The organism is Lederbergia panacisoli (assembly GCF_024626525.1).
Lineage (GTDB): Bacteria > Bacillota > Bacilli > Bacillales > Bacillaceae_C > Lederbergia > Lederbergia panacisoli.
In genome coordinates this window covers 258,850-276,988 of sequence record NZ_JANJGU010000004.1, presented here as the reverse complement: position 1 = coordinate 276,988, position 18,139 = coordinate 258,850, and the positions used below count along the sequence as shown (strand labels likewise).

The window sequence follows — 18,139 nt, the reverse complement described above, 5'->3', positions numbered from 1 at the left end:
AACGCAATGAAAGAAAGGCAAAATATATAAATATAATAAAAGTATGCAAGGTTAAAATACCTAGCATACTTTTTATTACTCACACAATAATAGGGAATATACATAGATTAATATATTCGTGATAAATTTATTTTGACCACAACTGTATTAGTGACTGTACCGCTTTATTGAGACTTTCCTTAGCATCTTGTGTTACGTTCTTCTGTTTTGGTATATTATCCAAATGCTTTAAGAAATCCTTTAGCTTTTTAACAGCCTGTTTATTCGAACCTTTATTATATTGATGAATTGCCTGATCAAGGGTATTACTCAATTGATTTACTAACGAGCCATTCACTTCCCCGGAATTAATATATTCATTTAGTAAATTTTGTAGAGCTTCTAATTGATATTTACTATAATCAAAATATCTAACGTGATGTGAAGTACCAGGTGTTACGATAAATACTTGTGATGGATCATGCGGGTTCATCTCTACATCTCTAACATACGGCCATGACAATCCTTCATTTACTTGCTGCCATGTTTCACCGCCATCAACCGTTAACCAAGCTCCGCTTGATTCAGGAACTCCTCCAGCAATCCAGACATTTGCTGATCCAGCAATAATAATGTTCTCATTTTCTGGATTTACATCAAATCCTCTAATGTATTCGTCTTCAAAGATTTTTTCCCAAGTTGCACCGCGATCCGTACTGCGGTATAGTCCACGCGAATTGTTAGATTCCCAGTCATCACTTTGGTAAGGGCCAATCGCTATAAAAATATGTTCAGGGTTTTGTTTTGAAACGACTATCTTCTGAACCCCTTCAAATTCTTCTCCACCAATTTGCTCCCACGTTGAACCAGCGTTAGTGGAGCGGAAGAATCCATCAGAACCACCGGCATACACATAGTTACCATTTGTAGGATCCACAGCCGTTGCAGCGGTACGGTCAGGATTGACATCCCAGGTTTCAAAACCGTTATATTCATACGGATCTTTACTAGTTGCTTCTCTCATATCTAAAACTGGACTCCATGTTGTACCATCGTCTATGCTCTTATGAACGACATCATCTGCCACAACATATAGGGTGCGGTTATCGATCGGACTTGTCTTATCTAGTGAGAGCCCACGAATAGCCGCTCCATTTTGATAATTATTCCATCTTGGCGATTCCGATTTAGGAAGTCCTTCATGCGATTCTACCCAACTGCCATTTGCTCCGTAATCAGTACTTTTTACTAGAATTTGATCCACATAGTAGCCGCCAAGACCTGCCCATACTACGTTCTCACGATCTGGATCTGGCAAGATGGCTTGGGCTTGTCCACCTATTCCTTTCCAATCGCTTACAAAACCAGCCTGGTTCGAATGTTGCCATGAACGTCCATTATCTTTACTCCTCCAAAATCCGATATCAGCGTTACCTGTATAGATGATATTTGGATTGGCTTCACTAATTTTAAGGCTGAAAGATACGACGTTACTCACACCTGTTGTCGAATACCATTTTCCTTCTTCATCCGTACGTGAAGTGGATGCTGCCGATTTAAAACTTCGTGCTCCGTCGTCAGATCTAAATACCCACTGAGAATCAACCCAAAAATATGAATCTGGATCTGCCATAGACGACGCAATTGTCTTAACATAAGCTGGAGAAGTAGAATAATAGTGATGAATCGCTCCTAATTCAAACGTTCCAGGAGTCGACGCTTCTGCGATTAGTTCAAATCCATTTTCAGCTTTATTCGAATCGTACTCGTACACCTTCGGGTAATTCCTTGCTTGTTCCATTGGCTGTGTATCGGACCAACCGCGAATGTCAAACAATCGAACGACTGATTTTCCTTCTTCCGCTTTTACCTTAACAATCCCAAAAGTATCCGTTAATTTCTCCCAACTCCATGTACCATCACTGAACGTCCCTTTATAAAGTCCTTTACCGGGAAGATTTAAGTTTCTTCTATTTCCTTTTGAAACATAGATTACATTTGGATCGACCGGATCCATTTCAAAGTCTGATACAATCCTCATAAATAGCGGTTCTTCGATAGTGCCTGATTTTTGGTAAACTGCTCTAAATTCCCCGTTAGTATGTTGGTAAAATTGCTGTTGACCATCTGCATCATACAACGGTAATCCCATGCCATTGTCGCCGCCATACGCTGGATAGGAATGCATTTCTCCAGCAATTAGCTCCCAATCCTTCCCGCCATTTATCGATTTATAAATAGCGCTCTTCGGTCCTTCCCAGTACAATCCACTTTCTTCAGTAAACTGATCAGGCTGAGAAAGGATATATACGATATCCGGATTTGTGTGATCAACTACAATTTTTTGCACTCTCATATTCTCATTAAATTTTACGAGATTGCCATCATCGTCATAATCATTAAGAAATACTTTTACAGGATTCCATGTTTCACCACGATCTGTTGTCTTGAAGATTACTGCATCAGTACCCTCCCAGTTATGATGAGCTGCCGTATAACCGATATTTGGATTGGACTTTGAGAAAGTCATCGACGTAAAGTAAAGCAACGCTCCGTCCTCATCATCACTCCATTCATAATGCACATCACCAAGTGGATCCTTATATTTCGTCCCGATTTCACCTGCTTTTAAATCCCTGACCACTTTAAACGTCCCTGTTCTCTTCCAAGGGTCCCAATCCTCTGATAAAATCGGATAAAACTGATGACCGCCGTCGTCACTCTTATACATAATATCTTCCGCACCAATGAACACAACATTTGCATCATCTGGAATGAACCCGACCATACTTGTATGATTATGATAGACAAGTCCATTCCAAAATCCTCTATTTTCCCACGTCTTCCCATTATCATAGCTAAGGTACGGACCTGATAAATCCGCGGCAGCTACTGCAATACCGTGCGGATATTTCTCACTCGCAGGACCAGCACCAACAGAAAAAAACGCCCCACCAGCTCCTGGTTCAACCATTTCCCATTGGTCAGGTTTTTGAAAATCTGTACTAAAATCATTACCTTCTGCTGCAACTGGAGGCGTATCAAAGGATACATGTGCTTGAGCAACCAACCCAATAGCAAGCAGAATTGAAGTGGCTTTTATTAACTTTTTCTTCAATTGTTTCCCTCCTATCATTTATTAAAGTTCATCCAAGCGATCTATTTTTTTATATCATCACTCCTTTTAACTAGACAGAGAGGTTACATTTTTTGTAAGTGTATACACATCCTAGTTCTATATATTAACAAAAAATTCATAATGTTGAATACACTATTAAATTACCATAATAATATGGCGTTAACATGGTAAAATAGTCCTGTTTATTTAATATATTGATTATAACTTCGAGTATACGAACAAAAGGCGCAGATTAAGATTATCTACGCTTTTTGTTTCACTGCTATGTCTACCAGTTTGCATCAACCATATACTTATTGATTTACAAGCGGGCTAATTACTGAACCTCCTTCTGCCATTTTTCCGCCCTAGCTTGCAAATCGCTCAAAAATTTTTCAATATCCTGGTTCTGCTTATTCGCTGCCATACTGAGAAATCCGTTTACTGCAGGCACAACCTCATTGTTAAAGAACGGGTTCACCTCATCCATTAAATTTGATTTGGCAACGTCGGCAATGTCCATGGCCGTCGCAATAAATCTATCTTTTGGATCAAGAAAAGAAGCATCTTTCAATGTCGGTGTCATCCCGTAATTTTCGTACATATGTTTTTGCATTTCCGTATCTGTAAAAAACTTCATCACTTCCCATGCCTCTTCAACATTGCTGACATCCTTGGCCATGACGAACGGGTCAAGGGCTACATACCCTTCTCCATTCGGACCAATGTTCATGACAGGAATGAAACGTTCCAACACTTTTTCGTCTTTCGAAGATATATATTCTCCCCAGACATCATGCCCTCCACCGTCCAAAAAGATTGCGATGTTATTTGTTTCGAGGCCGAAATTTTCAGCTCCCTGATTGTTCAAAAAAGCTTCGGGTACATACTGTACAGCCTGATCGAACCATTCGAACACTTTGACCATCTCGGCCGAATCCAGTTCAAATTTCACGTTCTCCAAATCGTTTAACGTTCCTTGTCCACCCGGGGCGTTGTAGTAACGAGTCAATGCTTGGAACGTCGGTACATCGAGTGCTTTTCCATTAAAATACAAGCCGTATGTTTGTTCACCTGTTCGAGGATTTATACCTGTCAATCTACTTGCCTTTTCTAGTATTTCTTCCGGCGTTGGCTTTTCGGAAAGGTATTCAACACCAAAGTCGTCGAAAATTTGCTTATCATAAATGGTCATTCTACGTCCAAGTATGGATGGAATGCCGAAACGCGTTTCGCCATCGAGTGATTTTGTATTGTATGAGAAGTTCCATATTCCCTGCAAATATTTTTCCGGATCAAATTGACTATCATTGGCGATCAAATCATCGATTCCGCGGAGGAATCCCTGCTCATACCATTCGTTGGCCCAACCGCCTGCTGTATAAATCAAGTCCACATCTTTGGAAAGCAGCAGCGCTTTTTGCTTTGCTTGCGCATTTTCCCACGGTATTTGTATCACTTCTAGCTTAATATTCGGGTATTTAGGATTGAAGTGCTCTTTCAAAAATTGGTTTACCCCGATCGTCTCCCTACCTGTAATCGGGTCGATCCCATCTTCCAATGTCCAACCAGCCAAAGCGACTTTAACCGTTACAGATTTGGCATCTCCCCCTCCTGCATCTTTCGTTTCTGAAGAACAGGCAACCGTGAACACCATAATAAGGGCGAACAACATCAATGAAAACATTTTTCTCATCTAGATCTCCCTTTCGGTAATATGTTTATTGTTATATTCTTTAATGAGATGTTTCTAGGAATATAAATTTTTTGGAAACAAATAAATCACCACTACAGTTATTAAATTCAAGGTGATTGCGTCCATCATGATCGAAGGCACCTCGACAAGATTAGGCACTATGATTGTAAGATTCTGGTCGCTGACGGCATATGTTTATACCGATTGCAATCGACTAATCCTTGTTCGCTATTGAAAAACAGCCGCTCTTCCTCCAATTCTTCCAGATGCTCCAGTTTACCCGTTAAGTACAGAGAGATTCGGTCTGCCGCCGACTTTAAGCTTATGAGCAGCGCTCCATAGCGAAAATCAATGACGTCCCAGCCGAAGGGCTTGTTGATCTCATGCCAGCGTTCCCAATGGTAATTCCGCAAATCGTTTACTCTTGTGGACAATTCTGGTAATTCCCGAGTCGCGATTACCTCCAGTTCCTCCCTGTTCCCAGACAAATAGGAATCGGTAATTCGGTTGCCAATGTCCGCTTTCAATGACAATACACGGCATAACCTGCGCAGCACTTCAAACACGGATCCAAATTGTCCATTTCTCGCTGCGTACGTCTCCATTTTCTTTTCTAGTTCGGTATAATGTTCTGAGAGCTTAAGTCCGCGAATGTTTTTATCGAACAATCCCATCGTGACATTTTGCCAAAGCAAGTACCTGGAAGGATTATACCTTTCCAGATTTTCCGGCGCGATGCCCGGTATTTCGTCGACATATTTGATATCCATAAAATCGTCATAATGTGCACCAGTACAAAAGTGAAATCTTTTTTTCAATTTCTCGATATCAAGTTCCTGTGAATATCCGTGCTCGGCAAACAATTGCAGCCCCAAAAGCGCGGAAAACCAATCGCATTCCGTCCCGTCGTCCCCCCAAAGAGTGGCGAAAATCTCTGTAACTCCTTCCTTCTTGCATGCCTCCAGCGCCGCATTTGTGGAAGCGAATGTTGCCCCGTAATTTAGCACGAAACCTTTCCAGTTCCAAATCCCTCCGGCAAATACTGGAGTAGAGCCAAATTTCTTGTGCCTTCGAATCCATTCGAGGTAAAACGATTCATCGTCATGATAATAATCCCAGTACACAAACTGCACACCGCTCGGCATAGCTTGAATCACTTCATCGGGGATTACGCACTGTTCATCATAATAGGATCCAGTTTTAGAGCCGGCTCTGAAATACATGTCACTCCACATCATCGGTTGCAGTCCGTGTTTTTCTGTAATTTCCAGCACCCTTTTCAAGTGCTCATTCATAATGTCAAATTTAGAATGGTACCCGTTTTGGGCGAGATAATTCCCCAGCCCTAACTTCCAAGCTTCATCCATGCCGATATGAATGCGTTTCGTCCGTACGGGGGCCGCAGCAGCGATGATCATCTGTTCGATGAATTCATAAGTACGCTTATAGCCTACCAACATCGTTTCGTGATCATCTCTTAGGTCAGCAAACGATTCCCATTTCAGCACATCCTCCAAATGGCTTAATGTTTGAATGCAAGGGATCATTTCGATGCCGAATAGATCAGCATAGTCGTCCAATTCCTTGATTTCCGCTTGCGAGTAGCGACCTCGCATATAGCCGAAATAGGGCTGCTCCTTCACGTCATAACTGTCCTCGGCATATAGCATAATCATGTCCAGTCCCATCAAAGCCATTTTCCGAAGAAATGTCTTTACAACGTCTACCCGGATGACCGCTCCACCTTGAGAAACGTCGAACATCGGGCCATTCATCGTAAATTGCGGGATTTCTTCCACTTCAAATTCGCTTTTCTCCTGCAGTCCTTCGACCAGCAAACCGAGCGCTCGAAAAAAATGAATTTTTTCCGAATAGGCAATGCGCAATCCACTTTGTTGAGCACGAACCTCAATTCTCCTCTCACAGTGATGGATCACTTCTACTTCCTCGCCGTCAGAAGCCACTTCGAAACCTAGTTCCCGCGATAATATTTCGATGCCGGAACTCAGATCAGCAATATCTCCCGTAAATTTGAATCGCATATATATCCTCCCTTTCGTATATTTAGTTTTAAGATCTCATTCAAGGCAACTTCCAATGATAGAATAGATCTTTGATAACTTTATAGATAACCCTTTCATTCTCTTCAGCTAGTCCCCATCTCCACAATCTTCAGTTATAAGCAGCATCGATCGTTTTGTTCAAGGTTTCTCTACTGGGGAATTAGGATATTTCCATGAACTTAGATTCTTTTTGCGTGAAGTGTTTGTTAAGACTACTTCCGAAGAGACGTCAAGGCTCCTGTATCCGCTCTCATCCTCTTTGAATTCATCTTCATGATCTTCCTGTTGTTCTGTTATTCCATCTATAGGAAGCATCTTAATTCCTTTGGCAGTCATTGATATGCCGGACTCATTAACATCTATAACATGATAGCTGCTCACAACCCAGTCGGTATATTTTTCTGTATACGTTTCGGCAACATTGTTATATTGTCCGTATAGGGTACCGAATTCGTAGCCCGCTGTTCCGCCTGTAATGTAGGTTGTGCCTGTTCCAGGGATGGTTGTCACCTGATTGTTATACATAAGCTTTGCACGCAAATAAAGATGGTCATGCCCGGAAAGAACAACGTCTATTCCACATTCATCAAAAGCTTCTGTGACAGTCTGCCAATAGGTGGGCTGCGCAAACCTTCCTAAGTATGGCCCTTGATGCATGGCAACGAATCTCCACTTCTTTTTATTCGTCTTTAGTACAGACTTCATCCAGTAAAGCTGGTCATTAATTGCTTTGTCGCTGGAAAATGAAAAGCCTTGGTCGCCCGTTTCGTCAATATTGCTTGTGTTGTCTGAATAGTCAAGAACGAAGAAGATAGCATCGCCATATTCAAAGTAATAGGTGTTACCGTCAAGGCGTTGCTTAATTGCGCCTGTTACAATAGGTTCCAAACCATTTGTTCCGGCACCTTGGTACGCAGGTCCGTTTTTCGGTACGTTAATACGGCCTTTGGCAGTAATCATATAGGGGTCAATCGAGTCCCAGCTTCCGGTTATTCGCGGATTGCCTTCGTATTCGTGATTACCTGTGGCAGAATAATATGGAGTGTTATACAAATATGGCTGCAGAGCGTTGTAGTAAGCGTCCCACTCCTTAGTGTCGAATGCGAAATCTACATTGTCGCCTGTACTGAGGATGAAGCTTAGATCTGGATGATTATTAAAGGCAGTTTCTACTGCTCGTCCTGTATATTGCTCGTACTTTCTATAAACCGTTTCAACGTCCTTACCACTTCCCTGAGCATCGGTTAACCAGAGAAATGAGAATTCATTTACATTAGCTGCAGGCGTTCTGAAGCTAGGTGGGTTGACAATATCGGTGACATTAATTCCGCCATCACCAACGGAGTAAACGTATTCTATGTCTGGTTCAAGAATGCCCGTTTCTGCCTTATGGCTAATGATAGGTGTAAGTTCCACTTCATTTTTATATTGTCCTGTAAATGTCTCATACAAGTCTCGCTGGTCAATCGGGGTAGATTCACCAATCATCGTTTCAGTGAATGTACCGTTAAAGCCATCTTTTTTCGCATAATTAAGTACTGAAGTGTGAATTGTCATATCTGAGGTCACCCAGTTGAATCGGGCCTTTACTGCTCCATTGTCTGTCGTGTCAAAGAGGAAAGTTACTGATGTAGGGATGGGGCTAACTGAACGATTAATAAAACTCACACTCCTTTTAATTTCAATGTGAATAGTTTAATAGAGGACATTAAGCCATTGAAGAAGTCATATTGTTCGCTGCTGACGGACTACAACGTTACCCTATGTACTCAATTTTCAAGTGCTAATTAATAGGTTTAAAGGAATTTCATTGAACCGGATGAATGGGCAATGGTGGTGAATTGTTGTGTAGGTGGATTCACTTGGAGTTTGATAGAGCGACTAAGTTTTCTATATATTGAATTGTATTCAAAAATATCATGTATATTCATTAATGTACAAGGGTCTTTTTTCCTATTTACATTTATATTTGAATCGTATTTTCCAAAAAACAAAATTTTTCTAACTTATCTTAAGCTTGGTCATAGATCCTATCCTTTTCTTTAAAATTTCATTATATTCATGTGGACAATCAATAGGAAAATAAACGTTACGGTATAATAGCATGCAAAGAAAATAGCACCTTCTTACTATAAGAATGGTGCTGCCATTTATGTAGAGTTGGTATACATTTTAATGTTAATAATTATTCATCTTTTCCCATCGATTGCTGATTCTTCCTTTTTACTTCCTCTACATTCGTATCACTGTAAATCCAAGTCCCGTTTCCTCCAGTCGTTTTCGCCAGTAACTCCTTCACTTCATTATAAGACATCCCCGAACGTTCGTTTGCTCTTTTAACCGCATCAATGTTTGTTCCAGCAACCGTGAATGTATCTTGATGGACGTCTTTTTCATTTTCCTTCATAAACGACAACTCCTCCATATTGTTTGAAGATATGTTCTCCCATATAATGAGATTTAGTCTAAAATCTATTTGGAGGTACAATCACATGGGGAAAAAAGTTTTACTAACAGGCTTTGATCCATTTGGTGGTGAAAAAATTAATCCTGCCCTTGAGGGAGTTAAGCAGTTAGATGGGAAGTTCATTGACGATATTGAAATTGTGGCGCAAGCAGTTCCTACTGTTTTCCACGAATCCATCAACGTTGTCATTAATGCGATCCAAATACACAAGCCTGATGTTGTTATTTGTGTTGGACAAGCCGGTGGTCGAACTCAAGTGACTCCAGAGCGAGTCGCTATTAATATCGATGATGCACGGATACCTGACAATCAAGGCAATCAGCCAATTGATGAACCCATTTATGAAGAAGGTCCCCCAGCTTATTGGACAACATTACCAGTAAAAAGGATTGTACACGAAATGAAAAAAGCTGGAGTTCCTGCAGCGGTTTCAAATACCGCAGGAACGTTCGTATGCAATCATCTTTTTTATGGAATCATGCATTATTTAGAAAAAAATGCCCCACATGTTCGAGGAGGATTCATTCATATTCCATTTATACCAGAGCAAACCATTGAAAAAAACGCACCAAGCCTAAGTCTTGACGTGATTGTGAATGGACTTAAAATAGCTGCCCTGGTTGCAGCGAATGAAAAAGAGGATATTCGTGAAATTGGTGGGGCGACACACTAGAAAAAGGAGAGGTTCTATGCAATATAAGGGAACCTTCTTTTATTTAGATTTTCCATTTTCTTTTGAAAATCCAATGACCGATTCATAGTTCGTTCATCTCAAATACAAATTCCTTTCTAAAAAAATACCACATTACCTAAAAAATATGCTATGATGTCTTTAATCAAATACAAACGTTCTTGGAGGAGTCTGTCACCAAGGGATATCTATGTCCTTTGGTCGATAGGCTCTTTTTGTTTTGAAAAAATCAGGAAAGGCGGAAAGAACATGATATTAATTCTTCAACTAGCGATTATTTTGATCGCTTCCAAAGTGGCAGGAAGCGTGAGTGTAAGACTTGGACAACCAGCAGTATTAGGAAAGCTCCTTATTGGAATTGTGCTAGGCCCCTCTGTTTTAGGATTGGTAAATAATACAGATACATTACAAGCACTTAGCCAAATTGGTGTCATTCTTCTTATGTTTATTGCTGGTCTAGAAACAGATCTTGATGAATTTAAGCGCACTGGAAAAGCGGCTACGTATGTAGGATTCGGTGGGATTATTGCCCCTTTAGCACTAGGATATGCAGCTGGAATTATATTAGGGCTCACTACATTTGAAGCAATATTTTTAGGCCTCCTGCTATCTGCGACAAGTGTCAGCATTTCTGTACAGGCACTCAAAGAAATGAATAAATTAAAAAGTCGCGAAGGTACGACCATTTTAGGTGCGGCCGTCATAGATGATGTTGTTGTCATTATAGCGCTCGCCTTCTTAATGAGTTTCGCTGGCGGCGACGTGAATTTATCGATGGTCATTTTGAAAAAAGTACTATTCTTTGCAGGTGCCATCCTTGTAGGATGGAAGGTGGTCCCGTGGTTCTTGAGTAAATTTTCAAAGTTAAAAGTAACTGAAACAGTGATTTCATCTGCCCTCATCATTTGCTTTGCCTTTGCCTATTTTGCGGAATTCACTGGTGTCGCCGCTATTATTGGAGCGTACATTGCGGGAGTGGCAATTAGTGTTACAGGATTCAAGCATGAGATATTTGAGAAAGTAGAGACCATTAGTTATTCGATTTTCGTGCCTGTCTTTTTCACCTCTATTGGTGTGATGGCGCAATTTAACGGAATCTCAAAAAATTTAGGTTTAATCGTTGCACTCAATATTTTAGCGATATTAACAAAACTAGTAGGTGCTGCGGTAGGGGCAAAATTCTCGGGCTTTGGCTGGAGAAGCTCGCTTGGAATCGGTTCTGCCATGATTTCACGTGGGGAAGTAGCATTAATTCTGGCAGCAATTGGTCTAGAATCCATGTTATTGTCAGAAGATATGTTTGCTGTTTTAGTTGTTGTCATTCTAGTCACAACCATCGTAACACCGCCGCTAATGAAAGTGATTTTTAAGAGTAATGATGTTAGACTTAAGGAAGAGTAAATATTCATTAGTAAAGGAGAAATAAATTGATTAAAGCCGTTATTTTCGATTTCGATGGAACGATTATTGATACTGAGACCCCATGGTTTGAAATTTATCGTACTGTTTTAAAAGAAGATTATGATTTCGATTTAACTCTTGAGGAATTCGTTAAAATTGTTGGAACAACGAATGACACTTTATTTGAGTTTATTGATGAGTCACTCGGGAGTCCGATGGATCGTAACCTTTTTAAAGAAAAAACTCGCACTTATTATGCAAAAATAAAAGATGATCTCCCTTTAAGGGAAGGATTTTTGGATATTTTACAACGCATTCAAGATAACGGGCTCAAGCTAGCCATTGCAAGTAGTTCACACCGTGAATGGATTGTAGGATTTCTTGATAAATACGGATTGACTGATTATTTTCCAATTATTCGATCCGCCGAGGACGTCGAGGAAGTAAAACCAAATCCAGCCCTTTATATTAAAACACTCGAAGCACTAGGGATAGAGCCAGATGAAGCCGTCGCGGTTGAGGACTCCGTAAATGGATCTTTAGCAGCAATTCGCGCAGGAATCAACTGTCTTATTATCCCAAATGATGTTACAAAGTCCTTAACTTTCGATAAAAACGCAAAATTGATTCAGTCTTATGCAGAATTTGATTGTGATCATTATTTAAGAAAAGACACTTGGTTAACAAAACTAATGGAGCAATCATAATTCGATTGCTCTTTTTTTTGAATAGTTGCACGAGAAACGAAACTGCTTGAACAGGAATTGAAGACTTCTGAACGAGAATTGAACCTGCATTAACGGGAATAGAATCTGCTTGAACGAGAATTGAAGCGCTGAACGGGAATTGAACCCGTCTGAACGAGAATTGAACCTGCACGAACGGGAATGGAAGCCGCTTGAACGAGAATTGAAGTGCTGAACGGGAATTGAACCCGTCTGAACGAGAATGGAATCCGTCTGAACCAGAATTGAACCTGCACGAACGGGAATTGAATCTGCTTGAACGAGAATTGAAGTGCTGAACAGGAATGGAATCCGTCTGAACGAGAATTGAACCTGCACGAACGGGAATTGAAGTAGTTTGAACGAGAATTGAAGTGCTGAACGAGAATGGAATCCGTCTGAACGAGAAATGAACCTGCACGAACGGGAATTGAAGCCGCTTGAACGAGAATTGAAGTGCTGAACGGGAATTGAAGCAGTCTGAACGAGAATTGAACCCGCCTGAACGAGAATTAAACCCGCCCGAACGAGAATTGAAGACGCACGAACGAGAATTGAAGCCGCTTGAACGGAAAAGACCCCACTCTTCTTACATTGAATCAGTCTATCTAACAATCGAATCACCTAAACAGCAACAAAACAGGATGTTCGCCCTAAGATGTATATTTGCTTGATGAATCAAGAAAAATAAAAGAAAAAAGTGATCCTCGGTTAGAATTTTCACGTAAAGTCGTGTAGAATAATTATTATGTTTCGGGTTACTAAATAATCACAGGGGGAGATAGTATTGGGTAATTCACTCATTAAGGAGGCTCCCAGGCAGAATGTGAGTTCCGGTAAAATATGGACTCGGGATTTTATTTTGATCTGTCTGTCCAATTTTTTTGTTTTTCTTGGTTTTCAAATGACATTACCCACTCTTCCTTTGTTTGTTGAAAAGCTTGGCGGGAATGATCAGCTTATCGGGGTAGTTGTTGGAATATTCACTTTTTCAGCCCTTCTCATTCGTCCTAGTGCTGGACATGCACTGGAGTCGAAAGGTAGACGGTTCGTATTTTTAACGGGACTTGGAATTTTTGTATTCTCTGTTGGTTCTTTCGGGTTTGTAAAAAGCTTGCTTTTCTTATTTATTATGCGGATTATTCAAGGGCTTGGGTGGGGCTATTCTACGACTGCATCTGGTACGATTGCAACCGATCTAATCCCTGCCGATAAGCGTGGAGAAGGAATGGGGTACTACGGACTTTCCGGGAATATAGCACTTGCGTTCGGTCCCTCTTTAGGTCTCGCGTTAGTCGGGATCATTTCATTCACGCAATTATTTTTAATATGTTCGGTTCTTGGATTACTGGCACTTTTACTTTCATCCAAAATACGCTACAAACAAGTGGAAGCGAAAGCCGCTCCTACAGTAAATAAGTGGGACTTTTATGAAAAAAGTGCACTTCCACCATCATTGCTATTATTCTTCATTACTGTAACGTTTGGAGGAATCGCTACCTTTTTGCCGCTTTTCACAGCACAAAGAGGAATTGAAGGAATCCAATGGTATTTTCTGCTCTATGCCGCAGCATTAATGCTGACACGAACTTTTGCTGGTAAATTATACGACTCTAAAGGACATCAAGCTGTTTTTATACCAGGAACTTTATTAATTCTTATTTCGATGCTGCTGCTTTCTTGGTTGCCAAACAGCGCAATTCTATACACGGCTGCTGTATTTTACGGACTTGGTTTTGGAACAGTGCAGCCAGCTTTACAAGCTTGGTCTGTTAAAGGATCGCCTCCTAATCGACGAGGAATGGCGAATGCTACATTTTTCTCGTTCTTTGATTTAGGTGTCGGGATCGGGGCAATCGCTTTTGGACAAATTGGACATTGGTTAGGGTATAGTTCGATCTATATGGTCGCGGCCATTTCTGTACTATGCTCCATCATTTTATATTTATTTATTTTGATGAAAAGCAGAGTGCGGAAGCCAGCTTGAGTGCTGGCTTTTTATTTGTCCTTCTTTTCACCGCTCCAAGGCTCAAACGAAAATGGAATGCCCGCATATTTGGAAATCGCTTCATCGTAAGACACTAAGTCTTTTCTTGATAATTCCTTTAAGGAGCGCTTCCCCATTGCTCTTAAAGCAACTTTGATTTCTTCTATACATGATGTAAGGAATTTTTCGGCGGATTTTGCTCCATCTTCTGCTTTCAGCTCATCCTTGAATTTCCCTTCATTCCACACTAATTGCGTTGGAGGCTCAAAAGGAACTGCCTTAAATATTTTATCATGTGCCACTGCGAACAGAATGGAAGATCCAATATAAACGGCATCAGCTCCTAACGCCAATGCTTTTAGAAAGTGTCCCGGAACAACTAATCCTCCTGAGATAATCAAGCTGATTTTCCCTTTCATTTTTCTTCTTTCTAAATGGTTTACTGCCCGCACGACTGCATGCAACGTCGGAATCCCAAAATCATCTGATAAAATGGGTGCCGCGCCAAGTGTAGCCGCCTGTGCTCCGTCAATCGCAATGAAATCGACACCGATTTCAATTAAATGGTCGATGTCCTCTTCAATTTTTCCTCCTGCCCCCATTTTCACCCCAATGGGCACTCCACCAGTTACATTTCGAAGTTCATCCACTAGCTCTTTAATATCCTTCAATGTCTGGTTTTCAAAAAAGTGCTCGTGAATGACTGCTGTTTCATTTTCTTTTAACCCCATTATATTACGGGCATTACCAGTTAAATTTTCGGGGGATATTTTCATCCCCATAGCCATCATTGCACCTTGCCCAAGCTTAATTTCAATCATATCCGCTTGCTTTATTAAATCTTCTTCTTTCGCCCATTCCGTTTTTCCAAATTGCAAAATATATTTTCCTGCTTTTTGGATCTCTTCTGGCATCACTCCGCCTTCACCGGAATTGATGGCTGTTCCGACATTGTTTGCGGCTTCTGCCAATGACAGTCGGACTTCTTCACTTAAAGCAACACCATACCCCATGCCACTAATCATGAGAGGAATCTCAATGTCCATCGGCTTTTTTGCCTTTGGACCGATCTTTACTTTTATATCAACTTCTTCCTCACCGTCAATCGCAAATGGTGAAACCTGAGCTGGTAAAAATGTAATCGGATCTAAATTCGGCCATTTTTTTGAAGATCCTAATGGACGGTGTAGAAGATCCCCAGATGCTGTACGCAAATTGTTTTCCAAAATATTTTGTACTCCGACATGCCTAAATCCCGGAATCATCTCAAGGATGTTCTCTTGGTAGCTATCAGATAAAAGAATTTTCCCCATCTTTGCTGCCACTTTTTTCATAATCCAGCGCCATCCAAACAGAACAAACAAGTTAAACAAAAACATTAAAATGATCATTCCAAGTATTCCATACTGCAAAATGGTGTTCATCGCTTTTTCCCCACTATGTTATTTCTCCTATTATTTCCGTTAATGGGAAAAGTATGTCCCCTCTGTATGGAAATCAACGTCAGAGAAAGACTAATCAAAAAAGGAGCCTATTTTTTATGGTATTACAAGCAACAAAGCATCGCCCTTATCCATTGCCATCGAAACCTTGGATTATGAAGCAAAGATGGAGCGATGTATTATTCACTCATTGGCCGATTGAGCCCGAGAAATTAAAGCCATTTATTCCTTCTCCTATAGAAATTGACACTTTTGATGGTTTTGCATGGTTAGGTGTGATTGTTTTTAAAATAGATGGTATTTATCCCCGTGGATTTCCACCCATTTCGATACGCTCAGCATTTCCGGAAATCAATCTGCGGACGTATGTAAAGCTCAATGGCAAGCCCGGGATTTATTTTTTATCCCTTGATGTTGACGATTGGACATCTTACACACTGGCAAAGAGGTGGCTTCACGTACCCTATTATCCTGCAGACATATCTTTTCAACAAAAAGGCCAATCCATTCATTTTGAAAGTATTAGAAAAAAGCATACTCCTATTATGTGTAAAGGCTCGTACACTCCTATATCGGAAATCTTTTATGCTGAAAACATGACTCTAGACCACTTTCTAACAGAGAGATATTGCTTTTTTAGTCATGACCTAAAATCTAATATTTATTGTTTAGACATTCATCATCATCAATGGCCGCTGCAGAAGGCGGATGCGGATATAAGTACTCATGATCTTTTTAAAACTTTTAACTTAAAACTTGCCGATTTACATCCTATTATTCACTATTCCCAAGGCGTTGAGGCACTTATCTGGAATATCAAAAAAATGAATATAAAAGTTCTTTAAAGAAGATTGTAGAAGACTGACTGTAGAATTAGAGAGGTTTTGTAGTGGAGTTTACTTTTGATCTTTACCTAGCGAAATGAACTTAAAACTAGTTGACACGTTAATGGCACCTTACCATTAACGTGTCTTTCTTTTTATACTAATGTAACAACAGAAAACTGCTCCCTAATTTGCCCCTTTTGCACAAATTCAATCATTTTCTGTAAGTCTGAAAGCACATAACGATCTTCCCACATCGGATTAATTGATCGCCTTATCCATTTATGAAGGATAGAAGTGCCTTTCCCCATAGTTAGGCCTTTCATATTTTCTGATATTAAATCAATGGCTTGGGCTGATAATAAAAGTTCAATGGCTAATATTTGTTGAGCTCGATCTATTATTTCCATCAGTTTACGAACGCCACTCATCGCCATACTATTATGGTCCTCCTGATTTCCTTTAGAAGGAATTGAACCAACACTTGAAGGGGCGGCCAATATTCTCATTTCGCTAACAAGAGCAGTCGCATTGGCGTGAACTAGCGCAAAGCCTGTATTTAGTCCTGCTACAGCAATTAAATTGGCTGGCAGCCCATAACTCATAATTGGATCAAGAAGACGCACTGATCTTCTTTCAGAAATCATTGCTAGGTCTGTAATTACAACACCCATAAAATCAAGTGCATATGCTAGGTGGCTGCCATGATAATTTCCCCCGCTTAAGCTTTCAAATTTAATACCATCAGTAAAGATGAGCGGGTTATCTTTCGAGGCATTCATTTCCCTAATGAAAACTGATTTTACATATAGTAAAACATCTTTTATGGCACCATGAACTTGTGCAGTCGAACGAATACTTACGGCATCTTGTACCCGTGGTGAAAATTCTCCTAAACGTTCCCTGCCGCTAGCGGTGCACCACTCTGTACCCGTTAATAAAGCTCGTAAAATTTGGGCAGTTTCCTGTTCTGTTTGAAGGTTGTTAGCACTATGGATACGTGGATCTAAAGCATCCAATTCTCCCCTTGTCGCCTCAATTGTCATGGCTGCTGCCATATCGGCAATATTGCAAAGCTGCTCTGCTTGGTAATATGCATATAAGGATGCAGCCAGTACCATCGTACTCCCATCAATTAAAGCCAAAGCTTCCTTAGCCTTCAACTCAAAATAAACGGGAGCAATATTGGCTTTTTCTAAGAGATCGGGACTTTTTCCTTCTTCTCCATTATAAGTCGCTCTACCTTCAGGTGCCCCAACCATACATAAACCGATATGGGCCATTGGCTGTAAATCACCAACTCCTAAGGATCCGATTTGCGGAACACTTGGAATAACACCTTTATTCAACAATAAGAGGATACGTTCAATCATTTCTACTCTTACTCCAGAATGACCGCGCGCAAGTACATTTGCCCTTATTAGCATCGCGAGTCGTACGACTGATTCCGGAAAGTCAGGACCGATTCCAACCGCATGGGAAAGTAAAATATTTTGTTGAAATTGGTTTTGATCATGTTCGTCAACAACATAATCCTTTAATTTCCCCAAACCGGTTGTTACCCCATATATCGCCTTCTTATCTTCAATCAACCATTGATCTACAGCGGCACGATAATGTTTTACTCTATCTTTTGCCGCTTCTGTTAAAGTGACTTGTACGCTTGGATGTTCTATAAATTCAACTATATTTTCATATGTTAATGAATAGCCATCGAGAATAAGGTTCTTTTGTTCGCAAGTCACT

The 18,139-nt window shown here is 40.5% G+C and carries 12 protein-coding genes; 5 read left to right on the top strand and 7 right to left on the bottom strand.

Annotation, left to right across the window (positions count from 1 at the left end):
• Positions 1–127 precede the first annotated feature (127 nt).
• The 5 genes from NQ185_RS08560 to NQ185_RS08540 form a co-directional block, all read right to left on the bottom strand.
• The gene (locus NQ185_RS08560) at positions 128–3,097 is read right to left on the bottom strand and encodes a WD40/YVTN/BNR-like repeat-containing protein (RefSeq protein WP_257581234.1); all 2,970 of its coding nucleotides are present in this window, start codon (positions 3,095–3,097) and stop codon (positions 128–130) included.
• A 337-nt stretch (positions 3,098–3,434) separates the two neighbouring features.
• Positions 3,435–4,793 carry an ABC transporter substrate-binding protein gene (locus tag NQ185_RS08555; protein WP_257581233.1) on the bottom strand — a complete coding sequence of 453 codons (1,359 nt, stop codon included), beginning with the start codon at positions 4,791–4,793 and terminating at the stop codon, positions 3,435–3,437.
• Positions 4,794–4,951: 158 nt separating this feature from the next.
• Positions 4,952–6,835: a beta-N-acetylhexosaminidase gene (locus NQ185_RS08550; protein WP_257581232.1), complete on the bottom strand. Its 1,884-nt coding sequence runs from the start codon at positions 6,833–6,835 to the stop codon at positions 4,952–4,954.
• Positions 6,836–6,994: 159 nt separating this feature from the next.
• Positions 6,995–8,413: a metallophosphoesterase family protein gene (locus tag NQ185_RS08545; protein ID WP_257581231.1), complete on the bottom strand. Its 1,419-nt coding sequence runs from the start codon at positions 8,411–8,413 to the stop codon at positions 6,995–6,997.
• A gap of 628 nt (positions 8,414–9,041) precedes the next feature.
• The gene (locus tag NQ185_RS08540) at positions 9,042–9,263 is read right to left on the bottom strand and encodes a gamma-type small acid-soluble spore protein (RefSeq protein WP_257581230.1); all 222 of its coding nucleotides are present in this window, start codon (positions 9,261–9,263) and stop codon (positions 9,042–9,044) included.
• A gap of 85 nt (positions 9,264–9,348) precedes the next feature.
• Here NQ185_RS08540 and pcp point away from each other — a divergent pair, with 85 nt between their 5' ends.
• The 4 genes from pcp (at position 9,349) to NQ185_RS08520 (ending at position 14,127) form a co-directional block, all read left to right on the top strand.
• Entirely contained in the window at positions 9,349–9,996 is a 648-nt protein-coding gene (gene pcp / locus NQ185_RS08535; protein WP_257581229.1) for a pyroglutamyl-peptidase I, read from the top strand.
• A 270-nt stretch (positions 9,997–10,266) separates the two neighbouring features.
• Positions 10,267–11,415, top strand: a complete 1,149-nt coding sequence (locus NQ185_RS08530) for a cation:proton antiporter (RefSeq protein WP_257581307.1) — start codon at positions 10,267–10,269, stop codon at positions 11,413–11,415.
• A 26-nt stretch (positions 11,416–11,441) separates the two neighbouring features.
• Entirely contained in the window at positions 11,442–12,122 is a 681-nt protein-coding gene (locus NQ185_RS08525) for an HAD family hydrolase (RefSeq protein WP_257581228.1), read from the top strand.
• Between the two features lie 844 nt (positions 12,123–12,966).
• Positions 12,967–14,127, top strand: coding sequence for an MFS transporter (locus tag NQ185_RS08520; RefSeq protein ID WP_257581227.1), 1,161 nt, complete (start codon positions 12,967–12,969; stop codon positions 14,125–14,127).
• An 11-nt stretch (positions 14,128–14,138) separates the two neighbouring features.
• Here NQ185_RS08520 and NQ185_RS08515 read toward each other — a convergent pair whose 3' ends face one another.
• Positions 14,139–15,551: an FMN-binding glutamate synthase family protein gene (locus tag NQ185_RS08515; RefSeq protein WP_257581226.1), complete on the bottom strand. Its 1,413-nt coding sequence runs from the start codon at positions 15,549–15,551 to the stop codon at positions 14,139–14,141.
• A gap of 116 nt (positions 15,552–15,667) precedes the next feature.
• Here NQ185_RS08515 and NQ185_RS08510 point away from each other — a divergent pair, with 116 nt between their 5' ends.
• Positions 15,668–16,414 carry a YqjF family protein gene (locus tag NQ185_RS08510; protein ID WP_257581225.1) on the top strand — a complete coding sequence of 249 codons (747 nt, stop codon included), beginning with the start codon at positions 15,668–15,670 and terminating at the stop codon, positions 16,412–16,414.
• Positions 16,415–16,548: 134 nt separating this feature from the next.
• Here the strand turns inward: NQ185_RS08510 and NQ185_RS08505 are convergent, their stop codons facing one another.
• Positions 16,549–18,138 carry an HAL/PAL/TAL family ammonia-lyase gene (locus NQ185_RS08505; protein ID WP_257581224.1) on the bottom strand — a complete coding sequence of 530 codons (1,590 nt, stop codon included), beginning with the start codon at positions 18,136–18,138 and terminating at the stop codon, positions 16,549–16,551.
• Position 18,139: the final 1 nt, after the last annotated feature.

Coding starts and splice junctions, on each gene's coding strand:
- NQ185_RS08555 (WP_257581233.1), bottom strand. CDS start 4,793: ATGAGAAAAATGTTTTCATTGATGTTGTTCGCCCTTATTATGGTGTTC.
- NQ185_RS08550 (WP_257581232.1), bottom strand. CDS start 6,835: ATGCGATTCAAATTTACGGGAGATATTGCTGATCTGAGTTCCGGCATC.
- NQ185_RS08545 (WP_257581231.1), bottom strand. CDS start 8,413: ATGACAATTCACACTTCAGTACTTAATTATGCGAAAAAAGATGGCTTT.
- NQ185_RS08540 (WP_257581230.1), bottom strand. CDS start 9,263: ATGAAGGAAAATGAAAAAGACGTCCATCAAGATACATTCACGGTTGCT.
- pcp (WP_257581229.1), top strand. CDS start 9,349: ATGGGGAAAAAAGTTTTACTAACAGGCTTTGATCCATTTGGTGGTGAA.
- NQ185_RS08515 (WP_257581226.1), bottom strand. CDS start 15,551: ATGAACACCATTTTGCAGTATGGAATACTTGGAATGATCATTTTAATG.
- NQ185_RS08510 (WP_257581225.1), top strand. CDS start 15,668: ATGGTATTACAAGCAACAAAGCATCGCCCTTATCCATTGCCATCGAAA.